23 protein-coding genes are annotated in these 25,998 nt (G+C 65.6%); 16 read left to right on the forward strand and 7 right to left on the reverse strand.

The window, feature by feature from the left end; translation table 11 throughout:
• Positions 1–54: 54 nt before the first annotated feature.
• Both BMY25_RS06505 and BMY25_RS06510 read right to left on the reverse strand, forming a co-directional pair.
• Complete coding sequence (locus tag BMY25_RS06505) at positions 55–1,368, reverse strand: MFS transporter (protein ID WP_092495808.1); 1,314 nt, start codon at positions 1,366–1,368, stop codon at positions 55–57.
• Positions 1,369–1,437: 69 nt separating this feature from the next.
• The gene (locus tag BMY25_RS06510; protein WP_177176741.1) at positions 1,438–2,376 is read right to left on the reverse strand and encodes a MaoC family dehydratase; all 939 of its coding nucleotides are present in this window, start codon (positions 2,374–2,376) and stop codon (positions 1,438–1,440) included.
• A gap of 152 nt (positions 2,377–2,528) precedes the next feature.
• On the opposite strand from BMY25_RS06510, the gene BMY25_RS20715 reads away from it, so the two are divergent.
• From BMY25_RS20715 to BMY25_RS06560, 11 genes are all read left to right on the forward strand, one after another.
• Positions 2,529–2,687, forward strand: coding sequence for a hypothetical protein (locus BMY25_RS20715; RefSeq protein ID WP_177176742.1), 159 nt, complete (start codon positions 2,529–2,531; stop codon positions 2,685–2,687).
• Between the two features lie 482 nt (positions 2,688–3,169).
• Positions 3,170–4,936 carry an acetolactate synthase catalytic subunit gene (locus BMY25_RS06515; protein ID WP_092495810.1) on the forward strand — a complete coding sequence of 589 codons (1,767 nt, stop codon included), beginning with the start codon at positions 3,170–3,172 and terminating at the stop codon, positions 4,934–4,936.
• Positions 4,937–5,009: 73 nt separating this feature from the next.
• Entirely contained in the window at positions 5,010–6,470 is a 1,461-nt protein-coding gene (gene gabD / locus BMY25_RS06520; RefSeq protein ID WP_092495811.1) for an NADP-dependent succinate-semialdehyde dehydrogenase, read from the forward strand.
• A 72-nt stretch (positions 6,471–6,542) separates the two neighbouring features.
• The gene (locus BMY25_RS06525) at positions 6,543–7,544 is read left to right on the forward strand and encodes a dihydroxyacetone kinase subunit DhaK (RefSeq protein WP_092495812.1); all 1,002 of its coding nucleotides are present in this window, start codon (positions 6,543–6,545) and stop codon (positions 7,542–7,544) included.
• A gap of 1 nt (position 7,545) precedes the next feature.
• On the forward strand, positions 7,546–8,148 hold the full coding sequence (locus tag BMY25_RS06530; RefSeq protein WP_092495813.1) for a DAK2 domain-containing protein: 603 nt from the start codon (positions 7,546–7,548) through the stop codon (positions 8,146–8,148).
• Between the two features lie 498 nt (positions 8,149–8,646).
• Positions 8,647–9,579 carry a proline iminopeptidase-family hydrolase gene (locus BMY25_RS06535; RefSeq protein ID WP_092495814.1) on the forward strand — a complete coding sequence of 311 codons (933 nt, stop codon included), beginning with the start codon at positions 8,647–8,649 and terminating at the stop codon, positions 9,577–9,579.
• A gap of 34 nt (positions 9,580–9,613) precedes the next feature.
• Positions 9,614–11,314 carry an ABC transporter substrate-binding protein gene (locus BMY25_RS06540; RefSeq protein WP_238858193.1) on the forward strand — a complete coding sequence of 567 codons (1,701 nt, stop codon included), beginning with the start codon at positions 9,614–9,616 and terminating at the stop codon, positions 11,312–11,314.
• A 76-nt stretch (positions 11,315–11,390) separates the two neighbouring features.
• Positions 11,391–12,446: an ABC transporter permease gene (locus tag BMY25_RS06545; RefSeq protein ID WP_092495816.1), complete on the forward strand. Its 1,056-nt coding sequence runs from the start codon at positions 11,391–11,393 to the stop codon at positions 12,444–12,446.
• Between the two features lie 2 nt (positions 12,447–12,448).
• On the forward strand, positions 12,449–13,420 hold the full coding sequence (locus tag BMY25_RS06550; protein WP_092495817.1) for an ABC transporter permease: 972 nt from the start codon (positions 12,449–12,451) through the stop codon (positions 13,418–13,420).
• Positions 13,417–14,460, forward strand: a complete 1,044-nt coding sequence (locus tag BMY25_RS06555; protein ID WP_092495818.1) for an ABC transporter ATP-binding protein — start codon at positions 13,417–13,419, stop codon at positions 14,458–14,460. Before BMY25_RS06550 ends, BMY25_RS06555 begins: the two co-directional genes overlap by 4 nt.
• Positions 14,457–15,497 (forward strand): ABC transporter ATP-binding protein, encoded by a 1,041-nt coding sequence (locus BMY25_RS06560; protein WP_092495819.1) that lies wholly within the window; start codon positions 14,457–14,459, stop codon positions 15,495–15,497. The genes BMY25_RS06555 and BMY25_RS06560 overlap by 4 nt, the downstream gene beginning before the upstream one ends.
• 160 nt (positions 15,498–15,657) lie before the next feature.
• On the opposite strand, the gene BMY25_RS06565 is transcribed toward BMY25_RS06560, so the two are convergent.
• Entirely contained in the window at positions 15,658–15,843 is a 186-nt protein-coding gene (locus BMY25_RS06565) for a hypothetical protein (protein WP_092495820.1), read from the reverse strand.
• A gap of 157 nt (positions 15,844–16,000) precedes the next feature.
• Between BMY25_RS06565 and BMY25_RS06570 the strand changes: the two genes are divergently transcribed.
• From BMY25_RS06570 to BMY25_RS06580, 3 genes are all read left to right on the forward strand, one after another.
• Positions 16,001–17,008, forward strand: coding sequence for an ABC transporter substrate-binding protein (locus tag BMY25_RS06570; RefSeq protein WP_177176743.1), 1,008 nt, complete (start codon positions 16,001–16,003; stop codon positions 17,006–17,008).
• 396 nt (positions 17,009–17,404) lie between these two features.
• Entirely contained in the window at positions 17,405–18,223 is an 819-nt protein-coding gene (locus BMY25_RS06575; protein ID WP_092495822.1) for an ABC transporter ATP-binding protein, read from the forward strand.
• 2 nt (positions 18,224–18,225) lie between these two features.
• A complete protein-coding gene (locus BMY25_RS06580) occupies positions 18,226–19,065 on the forward strand; it encodes an ABC transporter permease (protein ID WP_238858194.1) in 840 nt (279 codons plus the stop codon).
• Between the two features lie 279 nt (positions 19,066–19,344).
• Here BMY25_RS06580 and BMY25_RS06585 read toward each other — a convergent pair whose 3' ends face one another.
• Genes BMY25_RS06585 through BMY25_RS06595 form a run of 3 tightly spaced genes read right to left on the reverse strand, consistent with a single transcriptional unit; the run spans position 19,345 to position 22,802 of the window.
• Complete coding sequence (locus BMY25_RS06585; RefSeq protein ID WP_092495823.1) at positions 19,345–20,391, reverse strand: PDR/VanB family oxidoreductase; 1,047 nt, start codon at positions 20,389–20,391, stop codon at positions 19,345–19,347.
• Complete coding sequence (locus tag BMY25_RS06590) at positions 20,388–21,719, reverse strand: Rieske 2Fe-2S domain-containing protein (protein WP_092495824.1); 1,332 nt, start codon at positions 21,717–21,719, stop codon at positions 20,388–20,390. Before BMY25_RS06590 ends, BMY25_RS06585 begins: the two co-directional genes overlap by 4 nt.
• 9 nt (positions 21,720–21,728) lie before the next feature.
• Positions 21,729–22,802 (reverse strand): nitrilase-related carbon-nitrogen hydrolase, encoded by a 1,074-nt coding sequence (locus BMY25_RS06595; protein WP_092495825.1) that lies wholly within the window; start codon positions 22,800–22,802, stop codon positions 21,729–21,731.
• Positions 22,803–23,044: 242 nt separating this feature from the next.
• Here BMY25_RS06595 and BMY25_RS06600 point away from each other — a divergent pair, with 242 nt between their 5' ends.
• Entirely contained in the window at positions 23,045–23,731 is a 687-nt protein-coding gene (locus tag BMY25_RS06600) for a GntR family transcriptional regulator (RefSeq protein ID WP_238858195.1), read from the forward strand.
• Between the two features lie 28 nt (positions 23,732–23,759).
• On the opposite strand, the gene BMY25_RS06605 is transcribed toward BMY25_RS06600, so the two are convergent.
• Complete coding sequence (locus BMY25_RS06605; protein ID WP_092495883.1) at positions 23,760–25,112, reverse strand: dihydroorotase; 1,353 nt, start codon at positions 25,110–25,112, stop codon at positions 23,760–23,762.
• 122 nt (positions 25,113–25,234) lie between these two features.
• Here BMY25_RS06605 and BMY25_RS06610 point away from each other — a divergent pair, with 122 nt between their 5' ends.
• The gene (locus tag BMY25_RS06610; protein WP_092495827.1) at positions 25,235–25,852 is read left to right on the forward strand and encodes an NIPSNAP family protein; all 618 of its coding nucleotides are present in this window, start codon (positions 25,235–25,237) and stop codon (positions 25,850–25,852) included.
• Positions 25,853–25,998: the final 146 nt, after the last annotated feature.

Genomic DNA, 25,998 nt, shown 5'->3' on the forward strand with positions numbered 1-25,998 from the left:
CGTCTCCTTGAAAGCTGCGGGCCGCGGCCCGCAGTCAGGTCAATCGTCGTCGTTCTATTCGGTGATCCGGCGCTGATAGGTCTCGCCGGCCATGAGCACGCAAATCGCGGTGAGCAGGCCGGCCACGACCAGCATGATCGAGATCGGCCAAACCTCGTTGTTGGCCCAGGTCAGGAGGGCCGCCGCGACCATCGGCGTGAAACCGCCGATGATGGAGGCGAGCTGGCAGCCCAGCGACACGCCGGTGTAGCGGATGTCGGTGGCGAAGAGCTCGGAGAAATAGGAGGGCTGCAGCGCGTACATCGGGGCGAGGAATCCGCCATAGCCGATCACCAGCGCCAGCTGCAGCAGCGGCGCCGAGCCCGTCTGCATCAGCCAGAAGAAGGGGAAGGCATAAAGCACCGTGCCGACCGCGCCGAACAGGAACACGGCGCGACGGCCGAGTTTGTCGGACAGCCACCCAAAGAGCGGGAAGGTAACGATGCCGGAGGCCGCGCCCAGCATGACGCCTTCCAGCACCTGCGCCCTGCTGAAGCCCAGCCGGGTTGTGGCATAGGACAGCACCCAGCTGATGATGAGGTAGCCGAGCACGTTTTCACCGATGCGCATGCCGGCGGCGAGCAGGATTTCGCGGCGATAGCGGCTCAGCACCACGCGAATCGGCATGGCCTGCGTGGCGTTTTCCTGCTTGAGGCGCTCGAAAGCCGGCGGTTCCTGGATCTTCATGCGGATGAAGAGGCCGGCGAGCAGCAGGACGAGGCTGGCGAGGAACGGCAGGCGCCAGCCCCAGGAGAGGAACCATTGCTCCGGCTGGGCGGAAACCAGCGCGAAGGCACCGGTGGAGACCAGCAGCCCGAAGACGTTGCCGAGCTGCACGAACGAGCCGAAGAAGCCGCGCAGTCGCTCCGGCGCGTATTCGATGATCATGGTCGTCGCGCCGCCCCATTCGCCGCCGACCGCCACGCCTTGCAGGAGGCGGATGACGACGAGCAGGATCGGGGCCGCGATGCCGAGCGTGGCGTAACCCGGCAGCAGGCCGATCGCGAAGGTGGAAAGCCCCATGATCGTCAGCGACAGGAGCAGCATGGCCTTGCGGCCGACGGTGTCGCCGTAATGTCCGAAGATCAGCGCGCCCAGCGGGCGGGTGATGAAGGTGACGCCGAGGGTCGCGAAGGAGACGATGGTCGCCACCGCCGGAGGCATGGTGGAGAAGAACAGCTTCGGGAAGACCAGCGCCGCCGCCGCGCCATAGATGAAGTAGTCGTAGAACTCGATGAATGTGCCGATCAGGCTCGCGAACGCGACCTTGGCGACGGATTGCTCACGGAATGCGGCTTCCTGAGCCGAGGCGGAGACGGGCATCTGCATTTCTTCCTCCCGGAAGGTTCGATCTTGGGGGCTTTCGAAGCTTCCCCGGCGGACGTTTCGCGGCTGGCCTCAGGCGATGCGGCAGCTCGCCCATCCGGCGGCGGTCATCTCGCCCCGGTTGTTCTCCGCCCAGACCTCGAACCGGAACTCGGTCTTTCCGTCCTGCTCGGCCTTGTGCTTGATGACGGCGCGCAGCGTGATCTCGTCGCCGCGGAAGACGGGCTTCAGGTAAGCCATCTTGATCCAGCCGGAGGTGTGCCAGTCGGGGCCGGCGAAGGCTTCCAGCATCTCCGCGACCCAGCAGGTTTCCATCATGCCCTGCGCGAGCGTGTCCCGGAATCCGGCCTTCAGCGCGACCTCGATATCGGTGTGGATGTTGTACCACTGGTCCGCGCCGCCGGAGAAAACCGTCATCTGGTCCTGGCGCGCGAGCTTGGTCAGCGGGCGGACGGGCGTGCCGGGCTCCAGGTCGCGTGACGCCCTGACGGCCAGCGTGCGATCGGTCGGCCACTCGCCGGAAACGCGCTCGGCGCCCGGCTCAACGGGCGCGGAACCCGTGCCGAGCTGGATGCCTTCGGGAATGCGCATGATCTCGGTGCTGATCTGGCGCACCAGCAACTCGCCGGTCTCGGCGTTGCGTGCCTCGCAGTCGAACACGGTATAGCCCTTGCCGCGCCGCTCGTATTTGTCCGTGTAGCTGCCGGTGTAGTTCATCACCGTGCCGAGCGGGACCGGCGCGTGGAACCAGATCTCTTCCTTCTGGTGCAGGCCCACCGTGCGGCTCGGATCGTAGACTTCGCAGAAGAGGGCGACGAGGTCGCGCCCGATCATCGGGGCTGGCACCAGCGACCCGTCGCCACCGCCATATTGCGGAGCATGCTGGCCCAGCGCGAAGCGGGCGCGCTGCTGGTAATGCTCGTCGGCCACCACCCGCTTCGGGCCGATCGGCTCGCCGACGGCGACTTCCTCGTAGGTGGGCTCTCGGAGAGCCGGATTGACACGGGCCATGGACGTTTCCTCTGGTCTTTTCGCGCCGGGGTTCATCCCCTTGCCGCCTGTCGGAGGCGGCCGGCGGCTGGTCTGAAGCCGGGCGACGCCATGGGCGACGCGCGGCAGCGGCGGGTTAGGGTCTTGCGCTGACGGCCCTGGCGGCGGCGCAGGTGGCGGGTTGGGCGGCGAGATGGGCGGCCGACTGCGCGGTGAACTGGCTGGCGAAGCGGCGGGTCTTCGGGGAAGAGGCCGGCCACGAGGCGGCAAGCCGTCTGCATCTGCGCATCCGGCTCGGCACTGGCAGGCGATCGGGCGCGCCGACCGTGTGAACGGGTTCTGTCATTCCATCTCCCTTGACCGACCGCCTTTTCGACGGTTCTTGTTGCGGCGCTTCTGCAGGAGGCCGACCCTTCGATCCAGTCCTTTATCCGGGTAAGCATGTTGCCCGGCACCGAACGCAGATCATAGAAACGTTTTTCAGAAAACGTTTTTACAGAACTATCCCCGGCTTCGGCCGTCTGTCAATCTGCCCCGGCCCGATTCACATGGGTGTGTTTCGGCCGCTTCGCTTTTCGCAATGCGAGCCCGGCCCGGATCAGGGGAGGCGGAGCGGGTTCGAACCTCGCTCCATCCACAATGTCGGGACGATCCGTCCAAAAAACGATTTTATAAAAACGTTTTTTCATGTTAGCACCCGGATCGTAAGGCTGCCGGTTCGTCCCTTGGAGCGAGCTTGCCGCAGCCGGGACGGGCGACCGGCATTCGGCGCCGTCCCGCACCAAACCGTCCGGATTCGGAGTCGGAGATAAGAATGGCAGTTGTGGAGAGAGAAACGCCTGCAAAGGTCGCGAGTGCGTCCGATTCCCACGGGATCGCCGGCAACCAGACGGGTGCCCATGTATTCGCGGCGGCGCTGAAGCGTCATGGCGTGGAAGTCATCTTCGGGCAGAGCATCCCCTCGGCGCTCTTCCTGGCCGCCCCTCATTTCGGTATCCGTCAGATCGGCTACCGTACCGAGAACGCCGGCACCGCGATGGCCGATGCCTATGCCCGCGTGTCGCACAAGGTTCCCGTCGTCACCGCGCAGAACGGCCCGGCCGCGACGCTGCTCGTGCCCGGCCTCGCCGAGGCGCTGAAGGCCTCCGTGCCGATCGTCGCGATCGTGCAGGACGTGCATCGCCAGCAGACCGACAAGAACGCCTTCCAGGAACTCGATCACCTCGAGCTCTTCAAGGGTTCGGCCAAGTGGATCAAGCGGATCACCGAGGTGGACCGCATCGACGATTACGTCGACATGGCCTTCACCGCGGCGGCGTCCGGCCGTCCCGGTCCGGCTGTCCTGATCGCTCCGATCGACCTCTTCAACGAGGCTCCCAAGGTCGGGCAGGGCGAGCGCATCGCCTCGCTCGGCGCCTATCCGCTCGACCGCATGACGGCCGGCCCGGACGCTATCCGTGAGGCGGCCGAGCTGCTCGCCGGCGCCAAGGCTCCGCTCGTGATCGCCGGTGGCGGCGTCCATCTTTCCGACGCGAGCGCCGAGGTGGCGGCCTTGCAGGAACTGGGCTTCCCCATCGCCACGACCGCCATGGGCAAGGGTGCGACCGACGAGGGGCATCCGCTTTCCGTCGGCGTGGTCGGCTATTTCATGGGGACGCGCGGCCGCACGCGGCACCTCCGCCCGCTGGTGGAAGATGCCGACGTGATCCTGCTGATCGGCAACCGGACCAACCAGAACGGCACGGACAGCTGGTCGCTTTATCCCAAGTCGGCGCGCTTCATCCATCTCGACATCGACAGCCAGGAAGTCGGCCGCAACTATGAGGCGCTTCGCCTCGTGGGCGACGCCAAGCTGACGCTGGCCGAGCTGAACAAGGCGCTGGCCAAAACGGACCTGTCCAAGCGCAAGAGCGCCCGTCCGGCCCTGGAAAAGCAGATCGCAGAAGGCCTCAAGGGCTGGGATGCCGACATGGCGAAGGCCGTCGATCTCAACCAGACGCCGATCCGTCCGGAACGGCTGATGAGCGACCTGGACACGGTGCTGACGCCGGAAACCATCGTCGTCGCCGACGCCAGCTATTCCTCCATCTGGGTGGCGAACTTCCTGAAGTCGCGCAAGCCCGGCATGCGCTTCGTCACGCCGCGTGGCCTTGCCGGCCTCGGCTGGGGTCTGCCCTTCGCGCTGGGCGCCAAGGTGGCGCGTCCGGACGCGCCGGTCTTCTGCCTCGTCGGTGACGGCGGCTTCGCCCATGTCTGGTCGGAGCTGGAGACCGCCCGCCGCATGGGATTGAACGTCGTGCTCGCCGTCCTCAACAACCAGATCCTCGGCTACCAGAAGCATGCGGAGAAGGTGCTGTTCGGCGAATACACGGACGTCTGCGACTTCCAGGCGGTGGACCATGCCGCGATCGCCCGCGCGTGCGGCCTGGAAGGCGTGCGCATCTCCGATCCGGCGGACTTCCTGCCGGCGCTGAAGAAGGGGCTTGCCGCCAACACGACGACGGTCCTCGACATCGTGACGGACCAGCGGGCCTATCCGCCGGTCACCGCCTTCGAGGCCAACCAGCGCCTCAACTACTAGGCCGGCATCCAAGCCCGCCAGACCGCCTGCCGACCGGCCTTTCGGGGCCGGTCGCGCTTTCGGGAGGAAAAAAGTGTCCAGACTTCGCGACCCCTCGCTCCTGCGGGAGCAATGCCTTGTCGACGGCCAATGGTGCGACGCCGATAGCGGCCACACGATCGACGTGACCAACCCCGCCGACGATTCCGTCCTCGGCAGAGTCCCCGCGATGGGCCAGGCGGAAACCCGCCGCGCCATCGCCGCCGCCGAGAAGGCCTGGCCGGAGTGGCGGGCGCTGACCGGCAAGGAACGCAGCGTCCTGCTGCGCGCCTGGTTCGACCTGATCATGGCCAACCAGGAGGATCTCGCCCTCCTGATGACGCTGGAGCAGGGCAAGCCTCTGGCTGAATCGCGCGGCGAGGTCGCCTATGCCGCCTCGTTCATCGAGTGGTTCGCCGAGGAAGCCAAGCGCGTCTATGGCGACGTCATTCCGCAGACCGTGCGCGGTCGCCGGCTACTCGTCATCAAGCAGCCGATCGGGGTCGTTGCCGCGATCACGCCGTGGAATTTCCCGGCCGCGATGATCACCCGCAAGGCCGGCCCGGCTCTGGCCGCCGGCTGCCCGATCCTGATCAAGCCCGCCAGCCAGACGCCGTTCACCGCTCTTGCGCTGGCGGCGCTCGCCGAGCGCGCCGGCATTCCGGCCGGCATCGTGCAGGTGGTGACGGGCTCGGCCCGCGCCATCGGCGGCGAGATGACCGCCAGCCCTGCCGTTCGCAAGCTGACCTTCACCGGCTCCACGGAGGTCGGCAAGGTGCTGATCGCCCAGTGTGCCGGCACCGTGAAAAAGGTCTCGATGGAGCTCGGCGGCAACGCGCCCTTCATCGTTTTCGACGACGCGGATCTCGACGAGGCGATCAAGGGGGTGATGGCCTCCAAGTTCCGCAACATGGGCCAGACCTGCGTCTGCGCCAACCGTATCCTGGTGCAGGACGGCGTCTACGATGCCTTCCTGGAGAAGTTCGCCGCCGCCGTATCCGCGCTGAAGGTCGGTGACGGGCAGGCGGAGGGGACGACGCAGGGCCCGCTGATCGACGAGGCGGCGGTTTCCAAGGTCGAGCAGCACATCGCCGATGCGCTGGGGCAGGGTGGCCGGGTCGTGGTCGGCGGCAGCCGCGACGAGCGCGGCGGCACCTTCTTCAGCCCCACGATCATCGCCGACGTGACGCCGGCCATGCAGGTGGCGAAGGAAGAAACCTTCGGCCCGCTCGCGCCCGTGTTCCGCTTCGGTACGGAAGAGCAAGCCATCGCCATGGCCAACGATACCGAGTTCGGCCTGGCGGCCTACTTCTACACCCGCGACGTTGGCCGGGTGTGGCGCGTCGGCGAGGCGCTGGAATACGGCATCGTCGGCATCAACGAGGGCGTTCCCTCGGTGGAAGTCGCGCCCTTCGGCGGCGTCAAGGAATCCGGCCTCGGGCGCGAAGGCTCGAAGTACGGCATCGAGGACTACCTCGAGATCAAATATCTCTGCATGGGCGGCATCGGAGCCTGACGAAGTGCTTGCGCTCCTTTTTGCACGTCGCCCCCACAACGATCCGGCCATAACGACACGGGAGGTCAGGCCATGAAGAAGCTTCTCAACAAACCCGCCGATTACGTCGACGAGAGCCTGGACGGCCTTTGTCTGGCGCATCCTGACATCTACCGCCGCCTCGGCGAGGATGGCCGGGTGATCGCTCGCGCGGGTGGTGCCGTCAACGGCAAGGTCGGCGTCGTGTCCGGCGGCGGCTCCGGGCACCTCCCCACCTTCACCGGCTATGTCGGCGAGGGCCTGCTCGATGCGTGCTCGGTCGGCAACGTCTTCGCCGGTCCCAGCGTCGGCGACTGCATGGACGCGATGCGGGCGGCCGACGGCGGCGCCGGCGTGCTCCGCCTGTACGGGAATTACGGCGGCGACCGCATGAACTTCGACATGGCCGGCGAGATGCTGGAAATGGAAGGCATGGAGACGACCACCGTCCTGGCCGCCGACGATATCGCCAGCGCGACGCCGGAAGAGCGCCAGAAGCGGCGCGGCGTCGCGGGGCTGATCTATGCCTACAAGATCGCCGGTGCGCGTGCCGAGCAAGGCGGCGCAAACCTCCGCGACGTGACGGAAACGGCCCGCAAGGCGGTCGAAGCCACGGCCACGATCGGCGTGGCGCTGACCTCCTGCATCGTGCCGGAAGCCGGAAAGCCGACCTTCTCCATCGCCGAGGACGAGATGGAGATGGGCATGGGCATCCACGGCGAGCCCGGCATCTGGCGCGGCAAGCTGAAGAGCGCCGACGATGTTGCCGGCGAGATGCTGGAGAGGCTCCTGGCGGATACGCGGATCGGCAGCGGCGAGCGTGTCTCCGTGCTGGTGAATTCGCTCGGCGCGACGCCGCTGGAAGAACTCTACATCCTCTACCGCCATGTCGCGGCCGAGCTGTCCGCCAAGGGCATCGAGATCGTTCGCCCGTTGGTCGGCCGCTACGCGACCTCCATGGAGATGGCCGGTGCGTCCGTGTCGCTTCTCCGCCTCGACAGCGAACTGGAAGCCCTGCTTTCCGCCCCCGCCCGCTGCCCGTTCTGGAGCAACTGAGATGACGCTGACAGCACAGATCATGAAGGCGGCGCTGAACCGCTGGGTCGACAAGGTCGAGGCGGTTGCGCCGGAGCTCAACGAACTCGACGGCAAGCTCGGCGACGGCGATCTCGGCGCCACGCTGCAGAAATGCGCCGCCAATATCCGCGCCGCTCTTCCCGCCATGCCGGAGGACGACCTCGCCGGCGTGTTCAAGAGCTGCGCCATGGCCTGCACCAAGGCATCCGGCTCATCCTTCGGGACGCTGCTGGCCGTCGCCTGCCTCACCGTCGCCAAGCAGCTCGGCGACCGCAAGGAGCTCGCCTGGAACGAGATCAGCGAGCTGCTCGGCAGCGTCCTGGCAGCGCTCTCGGCCCGCGGCGGTGCCAGCCTCAGCGACAAGACCGTGCTCGATACCTTGGATGCCGCGCGCAGCGCGACGGAAGGGCTCGACGCCCCTGCCGAGCAGAAGGCCCGGGCCGGCGAAGCTGTCGAGCGCACGATCGCGGAATTCCGCGACAAGCCCAACAAGATCGGCCGCGCCCGCATGTTCTCCGAGCGGTCGGTCGGCATGGACGATCCCGGCATGATCGCCTTCCGCTACATGCTGCAGGCGCTCTGATCGAACTCGTCCGCGGTGGGCTCCGGTGGACGCCGGAGCCCACCGCGGACGAGACCGCAGCGCCAGCGGGAAGCCCACGATCCTGAGCGTCCCCCGTTGTGACGCTGGTGGGGAACGAGATACGCTCGGAGCCGCCAGCGACGCCGAATCCGCCTGAGCGGCGGGTCTTCCAGTAGATCGAAAAGCCGGATGGCGCGCATCACCGCGATCCAGATCTCTCCGCAGCTCGGTCACACGGGGTCAATCGCATCAGTGATTCACTGAAAGCCTCCCTTCGCCCCGATCGACCGGTGCTGCCTTTTCCCGACCGACCTCTGCCTTGTGGCTCGACACAGTCCTGTCCGAATGCTTGCGACGCCTCAAAACGCGGCAGTCGGTGGGCACTATTTCCTCACGACTCCAAGTAGTTCCGTTCGTAACCTCTCCCTGAGAACGGCCCAGGGCCGCAAGACCGTCGCGCTTGATGGCGCCGGATCTTGATGGGGAGACGAGAGACGCATGACGCGCGGAAGCGGGACGGTGCAGCCTTCGTCCGGAACTGGCGTGATCGAGGGCTTCGCCCCGTATGGCGAGTACCAGACGTGGTATCGGGTGACCGGCGATCTGCAGTCCGGCAAGCCGCCGCTGATCGTCGTCCATGGCGGCCCGGGCTGCACCCACGATTACGTGGATTCCTTCAAGCGCCTCGCATCCACCGGCCGCGCCGTGGTGCATTACGACCAGGTCGGCAACGGGCGCTCCACGCATCTGCGGGAAAAGGGCGCGGATTTCTGGACCGTCGATTTCTTCAAGCGCGAACTCGATAGCCTGATCGACCATCTGGGCGTGCGGTCCGCCTATCATGTGCTCGGACAATCCTGGGGCGGTATGCTCGGCTCGGAATTCGCCGCGACCCGGCCGAGGGGGTTGAAGAGCCTCGTCATCGCGGATTCGCCCGCTTCGATGGAGCTCTGGCTGCAGGCCGCCAACGAACTTCGCGCCCAGTTACCACCCGAGGTGCAGGAAACACTGCTTCGCCACGAGGAAGCCGGCACGACGGGCAGTCCCGAATACGATGCGGCGGTGCTGATCTTCTATCAGCGCCATGTCTGCCGGGTGAAGCCGATGCCGGAGGAAGTGGCCCGCACCTTCGCCGCGATCGCCGACGATCCGACCGTCTATCACACCATGAACGGCCCCAGCGAATTCCACGTCATCGGCTCGCTCAAGAGCTGGAGCATGATCGGCCGCCTCGGCACTGTCGAAGTGCCCACCCTGCTGATCTCCGGCAAATACGACGAGGCCACGCCGGCCACTGTGCAGCCGTTCGCCGACGAGATCCCGGACGTGCGGTGGACCGTCTTCGACCACTCCAGCCACATGCCGCATGTGGAGGAAACGGAGCTCTGCATGCAGGTCGTCGGGGACTTTCTGGCCGAACACGATGCCTGAGCGCGGCCGATCAGATCAGAACGAGGGGACAAGCATGAACCGACGTACCGGAAGACTGATGCGGCACCTGGGCGCCGCGACGACCGCATTCTTGCTGGGGTCGGCGCTGACGGGCGCGGCGCTGGCGCAGTCCGGCGACCGCGCCGACATGATGAAGCAGCATCGTGGCGGCACCATCCGGCTGGTGGCAGCAGCCGCCGCCGGCACGATGGACCCGCAGATCAACTACACCCTGCAATACTGGCAAATCGACCAGATGCTCTATGATGGCTTGCTGGCCTTCAAGAAGGCACCGGGGGCGGAAGGCTTCAAGGTCGTGCCAGACCTCGCGGAGGAGGTCCCGCAGGCGCAGGACGACGGCAAGACCTATGTCTTCAAGCTGCGCAAGGGCATCAAGTTTTCCAATGGCGACGAAGTCGCGACCAAAGACGTGGTCGCCTCCTTCCAGCGCATCTTCAAGGTAAACGGCCCAACCTCGGGCACGTTCTATAACGGCATCGTTGGCGCCGACGCCTGTATCAAGACGCCGGCGAGTTGCACGCTGGACGGCGGCATCGTGGCCGACGACGCGGCCGGCACGGTCACCATTCATCTGACGCAGGCCGATCCGGAATTCCTCTACAAGCTTTCCGTGCCGCATGCCGTGATCCTGCCGGCGTCGACGCCCGCCAAGGACATGGGCACGGAGCCGATCCCCGGCACTGGCACCTACATGCTGAAGAGCTACAATCCCAACCAGCGCATGACGCTGGTGCGCAATCCCAGCTTCAAGGAATGGAGCGCCGACGCGCAGCCGGAAGCCTTCGCCGACGAGGTGGATTACGATTTCGGCCTGACGGAAGAAGCCGCGATCACGGCGATCCAGAATGGCCAGGCCGACTGGATGTTCGATCCGCCGCCAGCCGACCGCCTGAACGAAATCGGCACCAAGAACGCCAACCAGGTGCATCTCTCGCCGCTGACGGCCATCTGGTACGCGCCGATGAACACCAATCTCGCGCCCTTCAACAACCTCAAGGTGCGACAGGCGCTGAACTATGCCGTGGACCGGGACGCGGTGGTCGGCCTCTTCGGCGGCGCCACGCTCGGTCAACCGACCTGCCAGATCCTGCCGCCCGATTTCCCCGGCCATGTCGACAGCTGCATCTACACGCAGGATCCGGGCGACACCTGGTCGGGTCCCGATATGGACAAGGCGAAACAGCTCATCGCGGAATCCGGCACAAAGGGCCAGAAGATCACGATCATCACGGAAGACGCCGCCGTCTCCAAGAATATCGGCGGCTATTTCCAGAGCCTCCTGAACGATCTTGGCTACGACGCTTCGGTGAAGCCGATCTCGTCCAATATCCAGTTCACCTACATCCAGAATACCAGCAACAACGTCCAGATCAGCATCTCGCAATGGTACCAGGACTATCCGGCGGCGTCGGACTTCCTGAACGTGCTCCTGAGCTGCGACTCGTTCCATCCCGGCTCCGACTCCTCGATCAACATCGCGGGTCTTTGCGACAAGGACATGGACGGGCGCATGAAGGCCGCGCTGAAGCAGGCGGTGACGGATCCCGACGGCGCCAACAAGCAATGGGCCGAGATCGACAAGGCCTTCATGGAGAAGGCGCCCTGGGTGCCGCTCTTCAACCCGAAGCACGTCGATTTCACATCGTCGCGGGTCGCCAACTTCGAGTTCTCCAACCAGTTCTACTGGCTGATCGCGAACTCCTGGGTGAAGTAATCCTCCGCACCTTCCCAGCGGATGCGGGACGCCCCCGCTGGGTCCTGGAGGCGAATGCCTCCCCTTCGAACGGGACATGCCCTTGACCGTCGAAACCTCGACATCCATCCCGCTGGTCGACGCGCACGAGATCGCGCTTGAGCCTGTCGCGCGTCAGGAAGGTCCCTGGAGCCGGGCGTGGGCCAAGTTTCGCCGCGACCGCACCGCTGTCGGTGCCGGTGTCCTGCTGATCGTGATCGTCGTCGCCTCCCTGCTGGCGCCGCTTTACGCCTCGCAGATTGCGCATACCGATCCCTTCCGCTCCGGGCTGAGTGCCAGGATCCTGATCAACGGCAAGCGGGTTCCGGTGATGCAGCCGTCCACGCAGGGGCTCGGCCTCGGCGTCACCCCGATCGGCCCGACCTGGGGCGCGCGCTATCTGCTGGGTGCGGATACGCAGGGGCGCGACGTCGCCGCCCGGCTTCTCTATGGCGGCCGCAACACGCTGCTGATCGCCGGCGCGGCGACCTTCCTCTGCTTCGTCTTCGCCGCGATCCTCGGCATCGTCGCAGGCTTCTTCGGCGGCATCGTCGACCTCGTGATCTCACGCGTTCTCGATATCCTGTGGGCCTTTCCGGTGTTTCTGCTCGCGATCTCGCTGTCGATCGTCCTGATCTCGCAGGCGCTGGTAATCGGCCCCTTCACCATCGGTGCGGGAAGCCTGGCGCTGCCCATCGTCATCATCGGGCTCGTCTACGTGCCCTATGTGGCGCGGCCGGTGCGCGGGCAGGTACTGACGCTGAAGAACAGCGAGTTCGTGCTGGCGGCGATCGGCCTCGGCATTCCGCGCTGGCGGATCCTGCTGAAGGACATCCTGCCAAACGTTTCCACGACGCTGATCGTCTTCATCCCGCTGATGATGGCGCTCAACATCATGACGGAATCGGCTCTCTCCTTCCTCTCCGTCGGCGTGCAGCCGCCGGACGCCAGCTGGGGCACGATCATCCTGGATGGCGAGTCCCTGCTTTATACGCGGCCAGCCGTCTCGCTGGCGCCCGGGCTTGCCATCGTCATCACCGTTCTGGCGCTGAACCTGCTCGGCGACGGCGTGCGCGACGCGCTGGATCCGCGCTCCAAGCTCCGCCCGAGGTAGCCATGGCCCTCACCATCCTTCAGCGGCTTTTCCAGATGCTGTTCGTCATGTTCGGCATCAGCGTGCTCGCCTTCCTGATCTTCTTCGCTACCCCCGGCGCCGATCCGGCGGCGCGCATCGCCGGCCGCAATGCCTCGCCCGAAACCGTGGCGGCCGTGCGGGCAAACTTCGGCCTCGATCGCCCGCTGCCGATCCAGTACGGGCTGATGATGAAACGCCTCTTCGTGACGCGGGACCTGACCTCCTTCGTCAACCGCGGCCAGCGCGTCATCCCGCAGGTGCTCGATGCGGCCCCGATCACGCTCTGCCTCGTCGTCGGCGCCGCGTTTTTCTGGCTGGTCGGCGGCGTCGTCCTCGGTCTTTTGGCGGCGGCGCTTCGCGACTCGTTCATCGACAAGGCGTCCATGGCGATCGCGCTGGTCGGCGTCTCGATCCCCGCGTTCTGGCTGGGCGAAGTGCTGAACCTCGTCTCGCAAAGCCGCTTCCACGACACCTGGCTTTTCGCCTGGGTGCCGGCGCTCGGCTACAAGCCGTTCTGGAGCGATCCGTGGATGTGGTTCAAGACGCTGCTGATCCCGTGGATCAGCCTCGCGACCCTCTATATCGGCCTCTACGGCCGGGTGCTCCGGGCCAATCTCGTGGAGGCCTATCAGGAAGACTTCATCCGCACCGCCCGCGCCAAGGGTCTTAGCCCCGGCCGCGTTCTGATCAAGCATGCGCTGCGCACGTCGTTGATCCCGTTCATCACCCTGTTCGGGCTCGATTTCGGCGCCCTTGTCGGCGGGCAGGCGCTCCTGACCGAAGTGGTCTTCGGGCTGAACGGCATCGGCCGGCTCACCTACCAGTCGCTGCAGACGCTGGACCTGCCCGTGATCCTGGCGACCGTGATCTACGCGTCCTTCTTCGTCGTCATGGCCAATGCCCTGGTCGACGTCGTCTATGTCCTGATCGACCCGCGCGTGAGGGGCTCATGATCCCGCCCGTTGCAAATCCCGATCCGACTGATCCGATCCTCCGCGTCGGTGGGCTGACCGTCTCCTTCGCCACGGACCGGGACCCCGTTACGGCCATTCGCGACGTTTCCTTCGACGTCAATCCCGGCGAAATCCTTTCCATCGTCGGCGAGTCCGGCTCGGGGAAGACCGTTTCGCTGCTCAGCATACTCGGTCTGACCGATCCGCGCACGACGACGACCAGCGGCTCCGTGATCTTCAAGGGAAAGCGGATCCTGGAACTGCCGGACCGTGAGATGCGCCGCATCCGTGGGCGGGAGATCGCGCTGATATCACAGGATCCCATGACCGCGCTGACGCCGGTCTACACGATCGGCATGCAGATCGCCGAGCAGATCCGGGCGCACCAGAGCATCTCCCGGCGCGGTGCCCGCAAGCGCGCGGTCGAGCTCCTGGGCGAGGTGGGCCTGCCCAATCCTTCCGAGATGGTGGACCGCTTTCCCCACCAGCTTTCCGGCGGCATGCGCCAGCGCGCGGTCATCGCCATGGCGCTGTCCTGCAATCCGGCCCTGCTGGTCGCCGACGAGCCGACGACGGCTCTGGACGTCACCGTGCAGGCGCAGGTGTTGGACCTGCTGCGGCGGCTGCGGAAGGATTTCGGCTCGTCCATCATCCTGATCACCCACGACATGGGCGTGGTCGGCGAAATGGCGGACCGCGTGCTCGTGATGTATGCCGGGCGGGTGGTCGAAAGCGGCACGGCCGAGCAGATCTTCGACGATCCCTGGCATCCCTATACCTGGGGACTGCTCGCCTCGATCCCGCCTTTGCGCGGGCCACGGCCGGAGCGGCTTGCCTCGATTTCCGGTACGCCGCCGACACCCGCGAACCTGCCCCCCGGCTGCGCCTTCGCCCCGCGTTGTCGCTTTCGCTTCGAGCCCTGCTCCAATCCGCCGCCGCGCTATAAGGACGACGGGCACACGGCCCTTTGCTTCATTCCGCCGGAAGATCGACCGAGGCTTCGGGCCACGGTCCTCGGCGGTGAAAGGTCAGCCGCATGACCGATGCCGCCGTCCTCGCCGCCCGAAGCCAGGCCGAGTCGAGTGCGCCGCCGCTCCTTGAAGCGCGCCATCTTTCCAAGCGCTATCACTTCGGCAAGAGGCTGCTGCCGGGCAGCGGCAAGATCGTTCATGCCGTCGACGACGTGTCGCTTGCCGTCTTTCCCGGCGAGACCCTGGGACTTGTCGGGGAATCCGGCTGCGGCAAGTCCACGCTCGGCCGATGCCTGACGCGGCTTTACGAGATCAGCGAAGGAGAGCTCCTCTTCGAAGGCAGGGAGATCGGGCATGTCGGCGCGCGGCAACTGAAGCCCTACCGGCGCAAGGTGCAGATGATCTTCCAGGATCCGTCCGGCTCCCTGAACCCGCGCCGGCGGGTGGCCGATATCCTTGCGCAGCCCTTGCGGGTGCACGGCATTCGGCCCCGGGCGGAGATCGATGACCGCCTCCGCGAACTCATGGACCTTGTGGGGCTGCCCCCGGGATACCTCGACCGCTATCCGCACGAATTTTCCGGCGGCCAGCGTCAGCGCATCGGCATCGCGCGCGCACTCGCCATGGAGCCGCAGCTGATCGTCGCGGATGAGCCGGTCTCTGCGCTCGACGTCTCCGTTCAGGCGCAGATCGTCAACCTCTTCGCCGATCTGCGCGACCAGCTCGCTCTCACCTACGTGTTCATCGCCCACGATCTCGCCGTCGTGCGGCAGGTGTCCACGCGGATTGCGGTGATGTATCTGGGCTCGATCGTCGAGCTGGGCTCCACGGACACCGTCTACGGCAGGCCCGCTCACCCCTATACGGAGGCTCTCCTCTCCGCGATTCCGGAACCGCACGCCAGACAGCAATGCGAGCGCATCGTCCTGCAGGGTGACTTGCCGAGCCCGATTTCTCCCCCGCCGGGCTGCCGTTTCCACACACGCTGCCCTTTTGCTGACGATCGCTGCCGCACGGAGCGGCCGCTGCTCCGCCCGCTGGACGATGGCCGGAGCGTGGCCTGCCATTATCCGCGAACGGAGGTGTCGCGCACTGCCGGAACTTGAGAGAGCGACCGGCGCGCGAAAGCTGCGGTTCGCCGGCCCAACCAGCGATTCCCTCAGGGCGCTGATGGCGCAGACCGAGACGCCGCCGATCATGCCGGCATTGTCGATGCACGGCTGCCTGTCGCACGGCCGCTGACCGGTGGGCGCCCGCGCAAGGGGTTCAATCGAAGACGTAATCCAGATCCGGCCCAGTGGAGCGGCGGTGATAGTCCAGGAACCGCTTCACCGCTTTCAGACGCGATGCCACGAGATGTTCCTTCGGGGCTGCCGCCGCGTGCGCCGGCTCGCCTGCTTTCAGCGCCGAAACGACTGCCCTGTGCTCGTCCAGGAACGCGTCCCAGTTCACCGCTTCCGCTAAGCTTAGCTTCTGCCCCTTCTTTAATGTATATGCCTAAGTGATAGGCATAAAAATAGGATGACTATTTGTTCAACACGGCGCGTTGACACCGAAAATCCTGCGGCATACCGTCTGGATGCCAGTGAGCGGCGGGAGCGAGGTCGACATGAACGATACGTTGCGCAAAGTAATGCTGCCCCTCATGGGCGTGACCATGGTCGCCGCTTTGCTGTCCTCGTCCGCCCTTGCGGCGGGCCTGCAGAAGGTGAGCGTCCGCCTCGCTTTCACCGCGGGCGGGATCGACGCGCCGATCTTCGTCGCGCTCGGCAAAGGGTACTTCAAGCAGGCCGGTCTCGACGTTGATGTCGTCGATGGCAATGGCTCTACCGGCACCATCCAGGCCGTCGAGAACGGCAGCTTCAACATCGGCATCGCTGGGCTTGGAGCGCTGGCGCAGGCGGAAGCAACCTCCCGATTCGATAACATCACCGCGGTGATGGGTCTGGTTCAGAAGGATCCTTCGGCGATCATCACGCTGGAGGGTTCGGGCATCGATAAGCCCAAGGATCTCGAAGGCCGGCGCTTCGCGACCGACGCCGGCAACCTGCAGGACGGGATGATCAAGGCCTTCGCCGCCGCCAACGGCATCGACATGGACAAGGTGAAGATCATCATCACCGAGAACGACCAGCAGGCCCTGCTCAAGCACGACGCCGACTTCATCAATGAGTGGGCCAATCCGGACGGCGATCATGTCGCCAAATATGCGGCGATCAGTCCGCCGATGCTGTTCGCCGATTACGGCGTCAACATTCTGGGCTCCAGCGTCATCGTCCGGAAGGACTGGCTGTCGGCCCATGAGGGCGCGGTGAAGGCGTTCCTCGCGGCCTACGCAAAGGGGCACGACGACGTCCAGAAGGACCCGGCCGCCGCACTCAAATTCTTCATGGAGTACCGCCCGGATGGCGATCCCAAGGGGATTGCGAGCGAGATCAAGGAAATGGAGAAGTATCGCCATACCGCGCGCACGGAAGGCAAGCCCTTCGGCTATGTCGATCCTGAGGACCTGAAGCAGACCATCTCGCTGCTGGAGACCTATAGCGGCATGCCCAAGGGCTATGTGAAGCCTTCCACGGTCTACACCGACAAGTACCTGCCCGCCGAAGGCGAGTAGGGCGCGTCTTCAACCCCGGCGCTGCCGGGCTGACCGCTTTGCCGCCGGACAAGGCGAAGGTCTCCCGTCCCGGCGCAAGTCGGAATGCGGAGAAGGCGGAGCCCGGTGGCGCGGTCCTTGCTTTGCGCAAGGGGCAAGACTGCAAGGGGGCGATCGTCGCGTTCGCTGGAGGCTGCCGATGAGACCCGCATTCCGCTTGTCCATTCAGGCCGGGCCGCCCGGCGCAGGAGAGGGCAAAGGCGTTTCGCGCCGAGACGAGCAATCCTTTGACCGGAGGGTCGGCCGGCAACGACACGGCCCCGCTCCATGCGAGCCGGGAAGCGCCGGCCCCGCCGCTTCGACGGCATCACCGCCCGCGGGCATTCAGGGAGCTCGGCCACCAGCCGAGGAAGTGGAATGAACGACATGTCCATGCCGCCGGGGGTGCCTCGCTCGACCGAAGCGCACATCGCCATTTCCGGCGTGTCGAAGACCTTCCGCGGCCGCAATGGCGACGTGCATGCCCTCCAGGATATCGATCTCGACATTCGCCGCGGCGAGTTCGTGTCCATCCTCGGGCCCAGCGGTTGCGGCAAGAGCACGCTGCTGATGCTGGTGTCCGGTCTGGTGTCCTCGACGCGCGGAACGATCCGGGTGGGCGAAAAAACCATCAAGGGTCCGAATTCCGACGTCGGCATCGTCTTCCAGCAGGATGTGCTGCTTGAATGGCGCACCGCCTTGCAGAACGTCATGGTGCAGGCGGAGATCCGCAAGTCGGAGCTCGGTCCAGCCCGCGAGCGCGCCCGGCAGCTGCTCAGAATGGTCTCGCTGCAGGATTTCGAGGACGCCTACCCCAAGGAGATGTCCGGCGGCATGCGCCAGCGCGTCTCCATCTGTCGCGCGCTGCTGCACAAGCCGCCGCTGCTGCTGATGGACGAACCATTCGGCGCGCTCGACGCGATGACGCGCGACCAGCTGCAGCTGGACCTGCTCCGTCTTTGCGCGGACAACGAGATGACGGTGTTCTTCATTACCCACTCGATCTCGGAAGCCGTGTTCCTCAGCGATCGCGTGGTGGTCATGTCTCCGCGCCCCGGCCGCGTGGAGCGTGTCATCGAGATAGATCTGCCGCGCCCGCGCCGCTTGATGATGCGCGAGGACCCGCAGTTCAACAACTACATGCGCGAGCTGACGGAGATCTTCAAAGGTCTCGGCGTCTTCCGTGAGGAGGTTTGACCATGGCTGTGATCGAAAACGTAAGCGCGTCCGCGATGGCGTCCGCTCCCGTGCGTCGCCTGTCGCCGCTGCGGACATTCGGCAGGATCTCGCCGGCGGTCTGGACCATCATCGCGCTCCTGGTGATCTGGGAAGTCGGTGTCCGCGTGACCCACACGCCGGAATTCGTGCTGCCCAGTCCGTCGCGCATCGCGGAAGAATTCGTCGCCTACTGGCCCCGGCTGCTTGTTCAGTCGACTTACACGGTTGCCGAGATTCTGATCGGTTTCGTCTGCTCGGTGCTGATCGGTGTGCCGCTGGCCGTGCTGGTCACCTATTCGCGCTTCGCCGACCGGGCGATCTACCCTCTGATCGTCACGTCGCAAACCGTTCCGAAGGTCGCGATCGCGCCGCTGATGGTCGCCTGGTTCGGCTATGGCGTGACGCCAAAGATCGTCATCGTGGTCTTGCTGACGTTCTTTCCGATCGTCATAAATTCGGTCGTCGGCCTGAAGGCTTCTTCGGCCGAGATGCTTTACCTCGCCCGGTCGATGGGCGCCAACTCCTGGCAGACCTTCTGGAAGTTCCGCCTGCCGCAGGCCATGCCCAACATGTTCGCGGGATTCAAGCTGGCGACCGTGATGGCCGTGATCGGCGCCATCGTGGCCGAATTCGTGGGCTCGGACGTCGGCCTCGGCTACGTCATCCAGGTCGCGGGTTCCAGCTTCAACATCACCCGGCAGTTCGGGGCCATCGTGATGATCTCCATCATCGGCATGATCTTCTTCATGGCCATGGAATGGGCGGAGAAGGTCATCGTGCCCTGGAAGAGCTCCAGTTCGGCTGTCGGCGAGGACCACTGACGGAAAGCGTCGACAATCCGCCTCCTGTTTCCTTCATCCGGGGATGCCGATGAGGAAAGCTGCCGAACGAAACGGCTGCGGCAGGGGGCGCAGCCGGTGACCGGGCGTCGCGCTTTGCAAGGATGTGCCGCGGCGGGGCGGGCGTCGCATCGACATGGACGAGCCGCTGCGCGCCAATCCCAAGCTGACGGATGACGGGGAAGGCGGCGCGCTTCAGCCTGCCGCCGCCACCTCGCCATTCACGAGCCGACAAGACGACCAGCGGCAATCGACCCGCCGTCAGATATCCAGCACCAGCTTGCCGGTCCTGGCCCCTGAGCAGCAGATCATCATGACCTTGTTGGAGGCCCGCTCGCGCGGGGAAAGGACGTTGTCCTTGTGGTCCGGCTCGCCTTCCAGCACGACGGTCTCGCAAGTGCCGCAGACGCCCTCGCAGCAGGAATAGGCGACGCTCACGCCATTGTCCTTCAGCACCTGCATGATGCTCTGGCCGGCGGGGACGTGAAACTCCTTGCCCTGACGTTTCAGCAACACGTCGAACGCGGTGGTCGGCCGCGCGTTGGTGCCGGCGAAATGCTCGACGTGGACGTTGTCTTCCGGGCGCCAGCCGGCGGATGCCCTGAAGACGTCGATCATTCTGGCGGGACCGCAGCAATAGACATGCGCCACTTTGGGCACGCCGGCAGCCAGCTTGAGCAGCGGCATGACCTTGCCGGCTTCCGCGTCGAAATGGAAATGCACCCGTCCCCGCGAGCTGGCTTCGAGCGTCTCCAGTTCTTCGATGAAGGCGGCGCTGGCGCGATCGCGCGCGGCGTAGAAGAGCTTCCAGGGGCGCCCGATCGCTTCGAGATGCCGGATCATGGAAAGGATCGGCGTGATGCCGATGCCGCCGGCGAAGAAGGCGCTGAGCTCGGCGTCCTCGACCAGCGGAAACGTGTTGTGGGGCGGATCGACCGGCAGCAGGTCGCCGACCTTGAGCTTCTCGACCACGTAGGCCGAGCCGCCGCGGCTGGCGATGTCGCGGTTGACGGCGATGACGTAGCGGTCGCGCGTCTCCGGGCCATTGGTCAGCGAGTAGGACCGGCTGAGCTCGCCGGGCAGCTTGATGTTGATATGCGCGCCGGCGGTGAAGCCGGGGAGGGGGCCGCCGACGGGCGAAATCAGCTCCACGCTGCGGATCGTGTCCGCCACCATGCGGATGGCGTGGACGCGCAGCGTGAGCCGGGACGCGCCCGGGGCAGCGGTGCGTTCGGCCGCGAGTCCAAGGCTTAAGTCAGCTGGATCCGGCGTCAGCGCGCCGGATCCCAAATTCGCGTCGTGGATCATTCGGCCGCGTGAAGTGTGGGAGAGTAGCCCTTGATCTCGGCCATCTTCTCTTCGTAGCCCTCCAGCCAGTCGGTGCCGTAGGGGACCACGATGTCGCCGCCGCGCGCGTCCCTGCACAGAGCGGGATTATCGAGCACGTCGGGAAGCTGGCCGGTTTCACGATAGGCCTTGGCGGCGTCCAGCATGACCCGCCGCGTCAGGATCACCATGCGGTCGCTGGCGGCCAGGTGCTCCATCGTCCGGTCGACCACGTGGTCCATGCTTTCCTGGATCGCCTGGTCCTGCAGCGGCACGCCGACGATCCCGGTATAGCTGTCGCCGTTGCGCTGCCATTCCCGGTCGATGCCGTAGTCGTTCGAGGAGTCCTTCACCGGGCGCCAGCGTCCCTTCCAGTCGGTGGTCGTCGGCAGGTATTCGAGCGGCCGGGCAAGGCCGTCCACGGGCGCGCCGTCCTTGTATCGCAAGCCCTTCTTGCCGCCACCGCTGGCGCGGCGCAGATCGATGTTGAAGATCATCGTCGAGGTGTCGTCGATCGGGACCCAGGCGTTGGCGGTCACGTTCTCGTCCAGCGATCCGGACGGGTAGGTCACCCAGAACGGGAAGATATAGCTGGCAAAGCGGTGATGCTCGGTGCCCTCGTAGGCGTTGCGCTGGGCCGAATACATCGTTCCGAAGGGCATGACCGAGACGTTGATCTTGGGTGCCTTCTCGGTGACGGTGAATGCCTCGGGATCGCTCAGGTCCAGCTTGTCGCCGTCGATGCCGCCGACATGCAGGAAGCCCAGATGCGAGGTGTCGATATCGCCTTCCAGCGCCTGCATGTAATTGCAGTCGCGATGCGTCAGAGCGATGTTCCGGTCGTCGCCGTCGCCCATGATCGCCTCGAGTTCGGGCAGTTCCGGCGGGTTTTCCTGACGCTCGCCCATATAGGCGAAGACCAACCCGCCGGATTCCCTGACGCGGTAGGCGTAGGCGGGCGTGCCGGCCGGATATTTCGACTTGTCTTCGAGGTTCGGCTGATCGAGGCACTTGCCGGTCACGTCGAACTTCCAGCCGTGGTAGGCGCAGCGGATGCCGCCAAGCTCGTTGCGCCCGAAGAACAGGGAAGCGCAGCGGTGCGGGCAGCGATGGTCGAAGATGCCGACCCGGCCTTCGGTATCGCGGAAGCCGATCAGCTTCTCGCCCAGGATCATCAGCCGCACGGGATCCCCGTCGGCCTTGAGCTCCGAAGACAGGCATACCGGCAGCCAGAACTGGCGAAAGAAGTCGCCCATGAGAGTGCCCCGGCCGACGCGGACGAGCTGTTCGTTTTCCTCGGCGTTGATCATCCTGCTCTCCTAGTGTGCGTGCTCGACAACCAGTTCGGCGACACCCGCCGGAAGCGGCTCGAGGATGCCGGCGCGTTCCATGTTGCGGCGGGAAATGTCGATGGCGGCGCGCGTTTCGGCGACGTCGGCCATGGGTGCGTCGAGGAAGTAGTTCGGCGGATAGAAGCGCGCCGCGGCGTAATACGGCGCGTACATCTCGTAGCGGGCGCGCAGCAGCGTGTTGCCGAGGCCGGTATCGGTGCGCCGGTCTCGGCGCAGTTTCTCGATATCGATCAGCGCGGTCACGCCGATGCTCTCCTCGGCGTCCTCCTGGAAGGCGAGGGTCTCGCCATGGTGGTCGAGGATGTGCGAGCGGCCGCCGAGATGCTTGTTGTCCGGCGAGAAACCGATCGGCCCGGCAACGTTGGCGCTGATGAGGTACATCATGTTCTCGGTGCAGCGGAGGAGCTTGGCTGCTTCCTGCCGCTCGGTGCGCAGCGAATTCGTCGGGTGCAGGATCACCTCGGCGCCCTGCATCATCATGATGCGTGCCGCTTCCGGGATGTTGATCTCGCCGCAGGGGATCATGCAGAGCCGGCCGAGCTCGGTGTCGACGACCGGAAAGACCTTCTCCTTCGGCGTCGCTTCAAGATAGGCGCCCATGAAGTCGTGCACGGAGGGGAAGGCGGCGGTGTTGAGCCGGCGGTAATTGGCGATGACCTCGCCGGTCCGGTCGATGAGGAAGGAGCTGTTGAAGTAGCGCCCCGGCCATTCGGGCGCCGCCTCGAACATGTTGCCCGCGATGAAGATGCCTTCGCGCTTCGCCAGCGCCTGCAGCGGTTCGGTCAGCGGGCCGGGGATCGAGGAGCAGGCGCGCGCGATCCATTCCCGCACCTTCATGTGAAGCGGCGGGCCCTGCATCGCGAATTCGGGGAAGACCACCAGATCCGGCTTCTCGGAAGAGGCGCACGCCTTTTCGATCAAGCCGACAAGGCGATCGAGGTTGCGCTGGATGACTTCCTTGGCGGCCTGATCGTCCGGCGCCTGCGACGCGCGCTCGCTCCGCATCTGGATGCTGGTTGCCCGCCAGGGTGAAAGAACCATTGTTCGCTTCCTCACACATGCGGCGCTTGAACGCCACTGGTATACCAAGAAGTGTGAGTGAAGCGACGGGCGATTGCAAGCCCCTCGAGAGCGAAGTTGCTGAAAAACGCGGCGAAGCTTCCGGGTGCCTACGAATAGATCATTGTAGTCGTCGGCAAAAAGCGGAGGCTCAGGTATACCAAAGGCTTTCCTTGCCCTCGGCATATGGCTATCCCAAATGCTTGAGCACTCGGGAGATCCTTTTGGGCGAAGTCGCTGACGTGTCGGACGACGCAGGCCAGGCAGCAGTGGAGCGGCAGAGCCTCACCGCGAAGGTCTACGAACAACTGACCGATCTCCTGATCCGCGGCGAGTTGCGGCCGGGCGATGTCATCACCGAACGGCGCATGGCCGAGCAGCTCAACGCTTCGCGCACGCCGATCCGGGAGGCGCTGGGACGGCTGGAAGCGGAAGGGCTGGTGTTCAAGCAGCCGACGCGCGGAGTGACTGTCAGTCCGTTCTCGACGGAAGCCTTCGTCGATATCCTGAATGTCAGGCAATTGCTGGAAGCCGAAGCCGCGAGGCTGGCGGCGGGGAACATTCCCAAGCCGCGTCTCGACGAGATCCGCACGACCCTGAGCCGGATCGCAGCTGCCAGGCAGCCGACCCTCAGCGAGATCTGGGAGGCCGACGACCTGCTTCACGGCGAGATCGCGGATGCTGCCGGCAACGTGCTGATGGCGTCCCTGATCCGCGATCTGCGGCGTCGCACGCATGTTTTCAACGCCTACCGGAACATGACGAGCTACCGCGTCGCGGCGGAAGACGACAACCGGCTTCTCGATGCGCTGGAAAGCGGCGATGGCGAGCGGGCGCGCGCCGCGATGGCCGATCATATCGAGGCGGTGAAGGTCGCCATCATCAAGCGGCTGACGGGCGGGGCTCGCTAGCCGCGAGCCCTATCTCGCGCCGGCAATCCTATCCGGCCCTCGGCACGAAGCGGCCGGAACCGGGATCAGCCGTCACCTTGCCGCCGTCCCAGACCAGCCGGCCGCGCACATAGGTCGCGACCGGGGTGACCGCGAATTCCTCGCCATCATAGGCGCTCCAGCCCGGAGACTCTGGATTGCGGCTGGAATCGTAGCGCATGGGCCTGGAAGCCATGACCGCCACGTCGGCATCGAAGCCCGGAGCCAGCTTGCCCTTCGCCGCCAAGCCGAAGAAACGCGCCGGTCTGTCGCCCGTCAGGTCGGCCACCATCGAGGCGGCGCGGTCGGCGCCATGGCGCGCGGCGGCGTCGGTGAAGAGCGCGGGCAGCAGCGTTTCGAGGCCCGGCATTCCGGCGGCGACGTCGAAGATCGACGGCTTGTTCTTGCGGTCGAGCGGCCACGCGCTGTGATCGGACGAGACAAAGGCGGCATTGCCCGTTTCGAGCACCTGCCAGAGCGCTTCCCTTCGGCCGGCACGGATCGGCGGGTTGACCTTCAGCAATCCACCTAGTCGGGGGGTATCCACCTCGTCGTCGAAGTGCAGATAGTGCACGCACATCTCCGCCGAGGCATTCAGCCCGGCCTCGCGATAGCGGCGGACGATCTCGAACCCGTCCGGGGTGGAGATGTGCACGATGTGCAGGTGTGAGCCGGTTCCGACGCCAAGCTCCATGAAGTTGGCCGTGGCGGTCAGCTCCGCGACTTCCGGCCGACTGGCGCTGTGGAATTCCGGATCCGTCTTGCCGGCCGCGATGAATTCAGAGGCCGTCGCGCGGACGATTTCCTGGTCTTCGTTGTGCAAACCCAGCGGCAGGCCGGTGCCGCCGAGAAGTTCGGCAAGCGCGCGGGTCGCTGCATTGCCGATACGCGGGAATCGCGTCGGATGTGCCTCGAAGGAGGAGATCTTGAAGGCGCAGACCCCGCCATCGATCAACTCCCGGACATGAGCAGGGTCGGGCTGCGGCGTGACCGTGCCGTAGAGCGCCACATCGCAGACGGCGTAGGCGCCGATGCCCGCGATCTTGGCGGCGAGCACGGCACCGTCCGTCACCGGATCCGGCTCGTCGTAAGGCATGTCGACGATGGTGGTGACGCCGCCCATCACCGCGGCGCGTGTCGTCGGCCCCATGCCGGGGAAGCCGATCTGGCTGCCTGCATGCGTCTGGCCGTCGATGCCGCCCGGCAGGAGATAGGCGTCGGCATAGTCGTCGACCGTGTCGGCCGCGGGCGGCGCGCCCTTGCCGATGGCGGAGATTGTCTCGCTTGCGAAGGCGATCCAGCCGGAGTCGACGATCCCGGTGGGGGTCACGACCCGACCCGTGATGACGCGCGTGAACGACATGTGCACTCCCCGGTCGGTCCCTATGTGGCGCGGCTTTGACATGCGCTTGGGATTCTGGTGGTGTACCAAGGATATCGGGTGCGGCTGGAAAGTCCATCGTGGATCGGGAGACGGAACCACTCATGCTTTATGATCTGACTGTTCTTGCGCTGTTGCCAAACACGTTGGGTGCGGTGTTGCCGATCCTGCCCAGCACTTTCGAGAATTTCTCCAGCACGGGCACGCCGCTCGGGTGCTTCTCATGCGAATTCGGCGTTCTGAACCGGTTCGCGTTCCTGACCGCCTACGAGGACGAGGACAAGCTCGCGGCCGAGCGGGCGCGGCTGATGAAAACCGAGGATCCGTACGGTATCGGCGCCCATCTCGGTGCGGTTCACAGCACGGCGTTCAAGCCCTTGCCCTTCATGGATGAACCGATCGTGCCCGGTGAATACGGCCCCTTCTATGAAATCCGCACCTATTCGATCGCGCCGGGCGGTTTGCCCGAGACGGCGGAAGCCTGGAGCAAAGTGGTCGAGCGCCGGCAGGAAATGTCCAGGCTCCTGACCGTGATGGGCTCGGTCGAGGAAGGCCCGCTGCAGATGGTGCATGTCTGGCCCTACAAGACCATCGAAGATCGCATGAAGGCGCGGGCCCAGGCCGGCAAGGAAGGCATCTGGCCGCCGCCGGGAGGCTCGGCCCATCTCACCGCGCTGCAGAGCGAGCTCTTCGTCGCGACGGCGTTCTCGAAGCTGAAGTAAGTGCTGGCGGGGGCGCCCGGCCGCAGGCGGCGGCCCCGCCTTGTATGCTTCGGCCGAAGGAAGCCCTCGGCTATCGGAGGGCGCAGGGGTCCAGGGACCGATGAGGGGAGGGCACCGGACCGCTTCCGATACGGTGCGCCGGCGCA

Origin of the sequence: Faunimonas pinastri (genome assembly GCF_900110915.1) — a bacterium.
Taxonomy (GTDB): Bacteria; Pseudomonadota; Alphaproteobacteria; order Rhizobiales; family Afifellaceae; genus Faunimonas; species Faunimonas pinastri.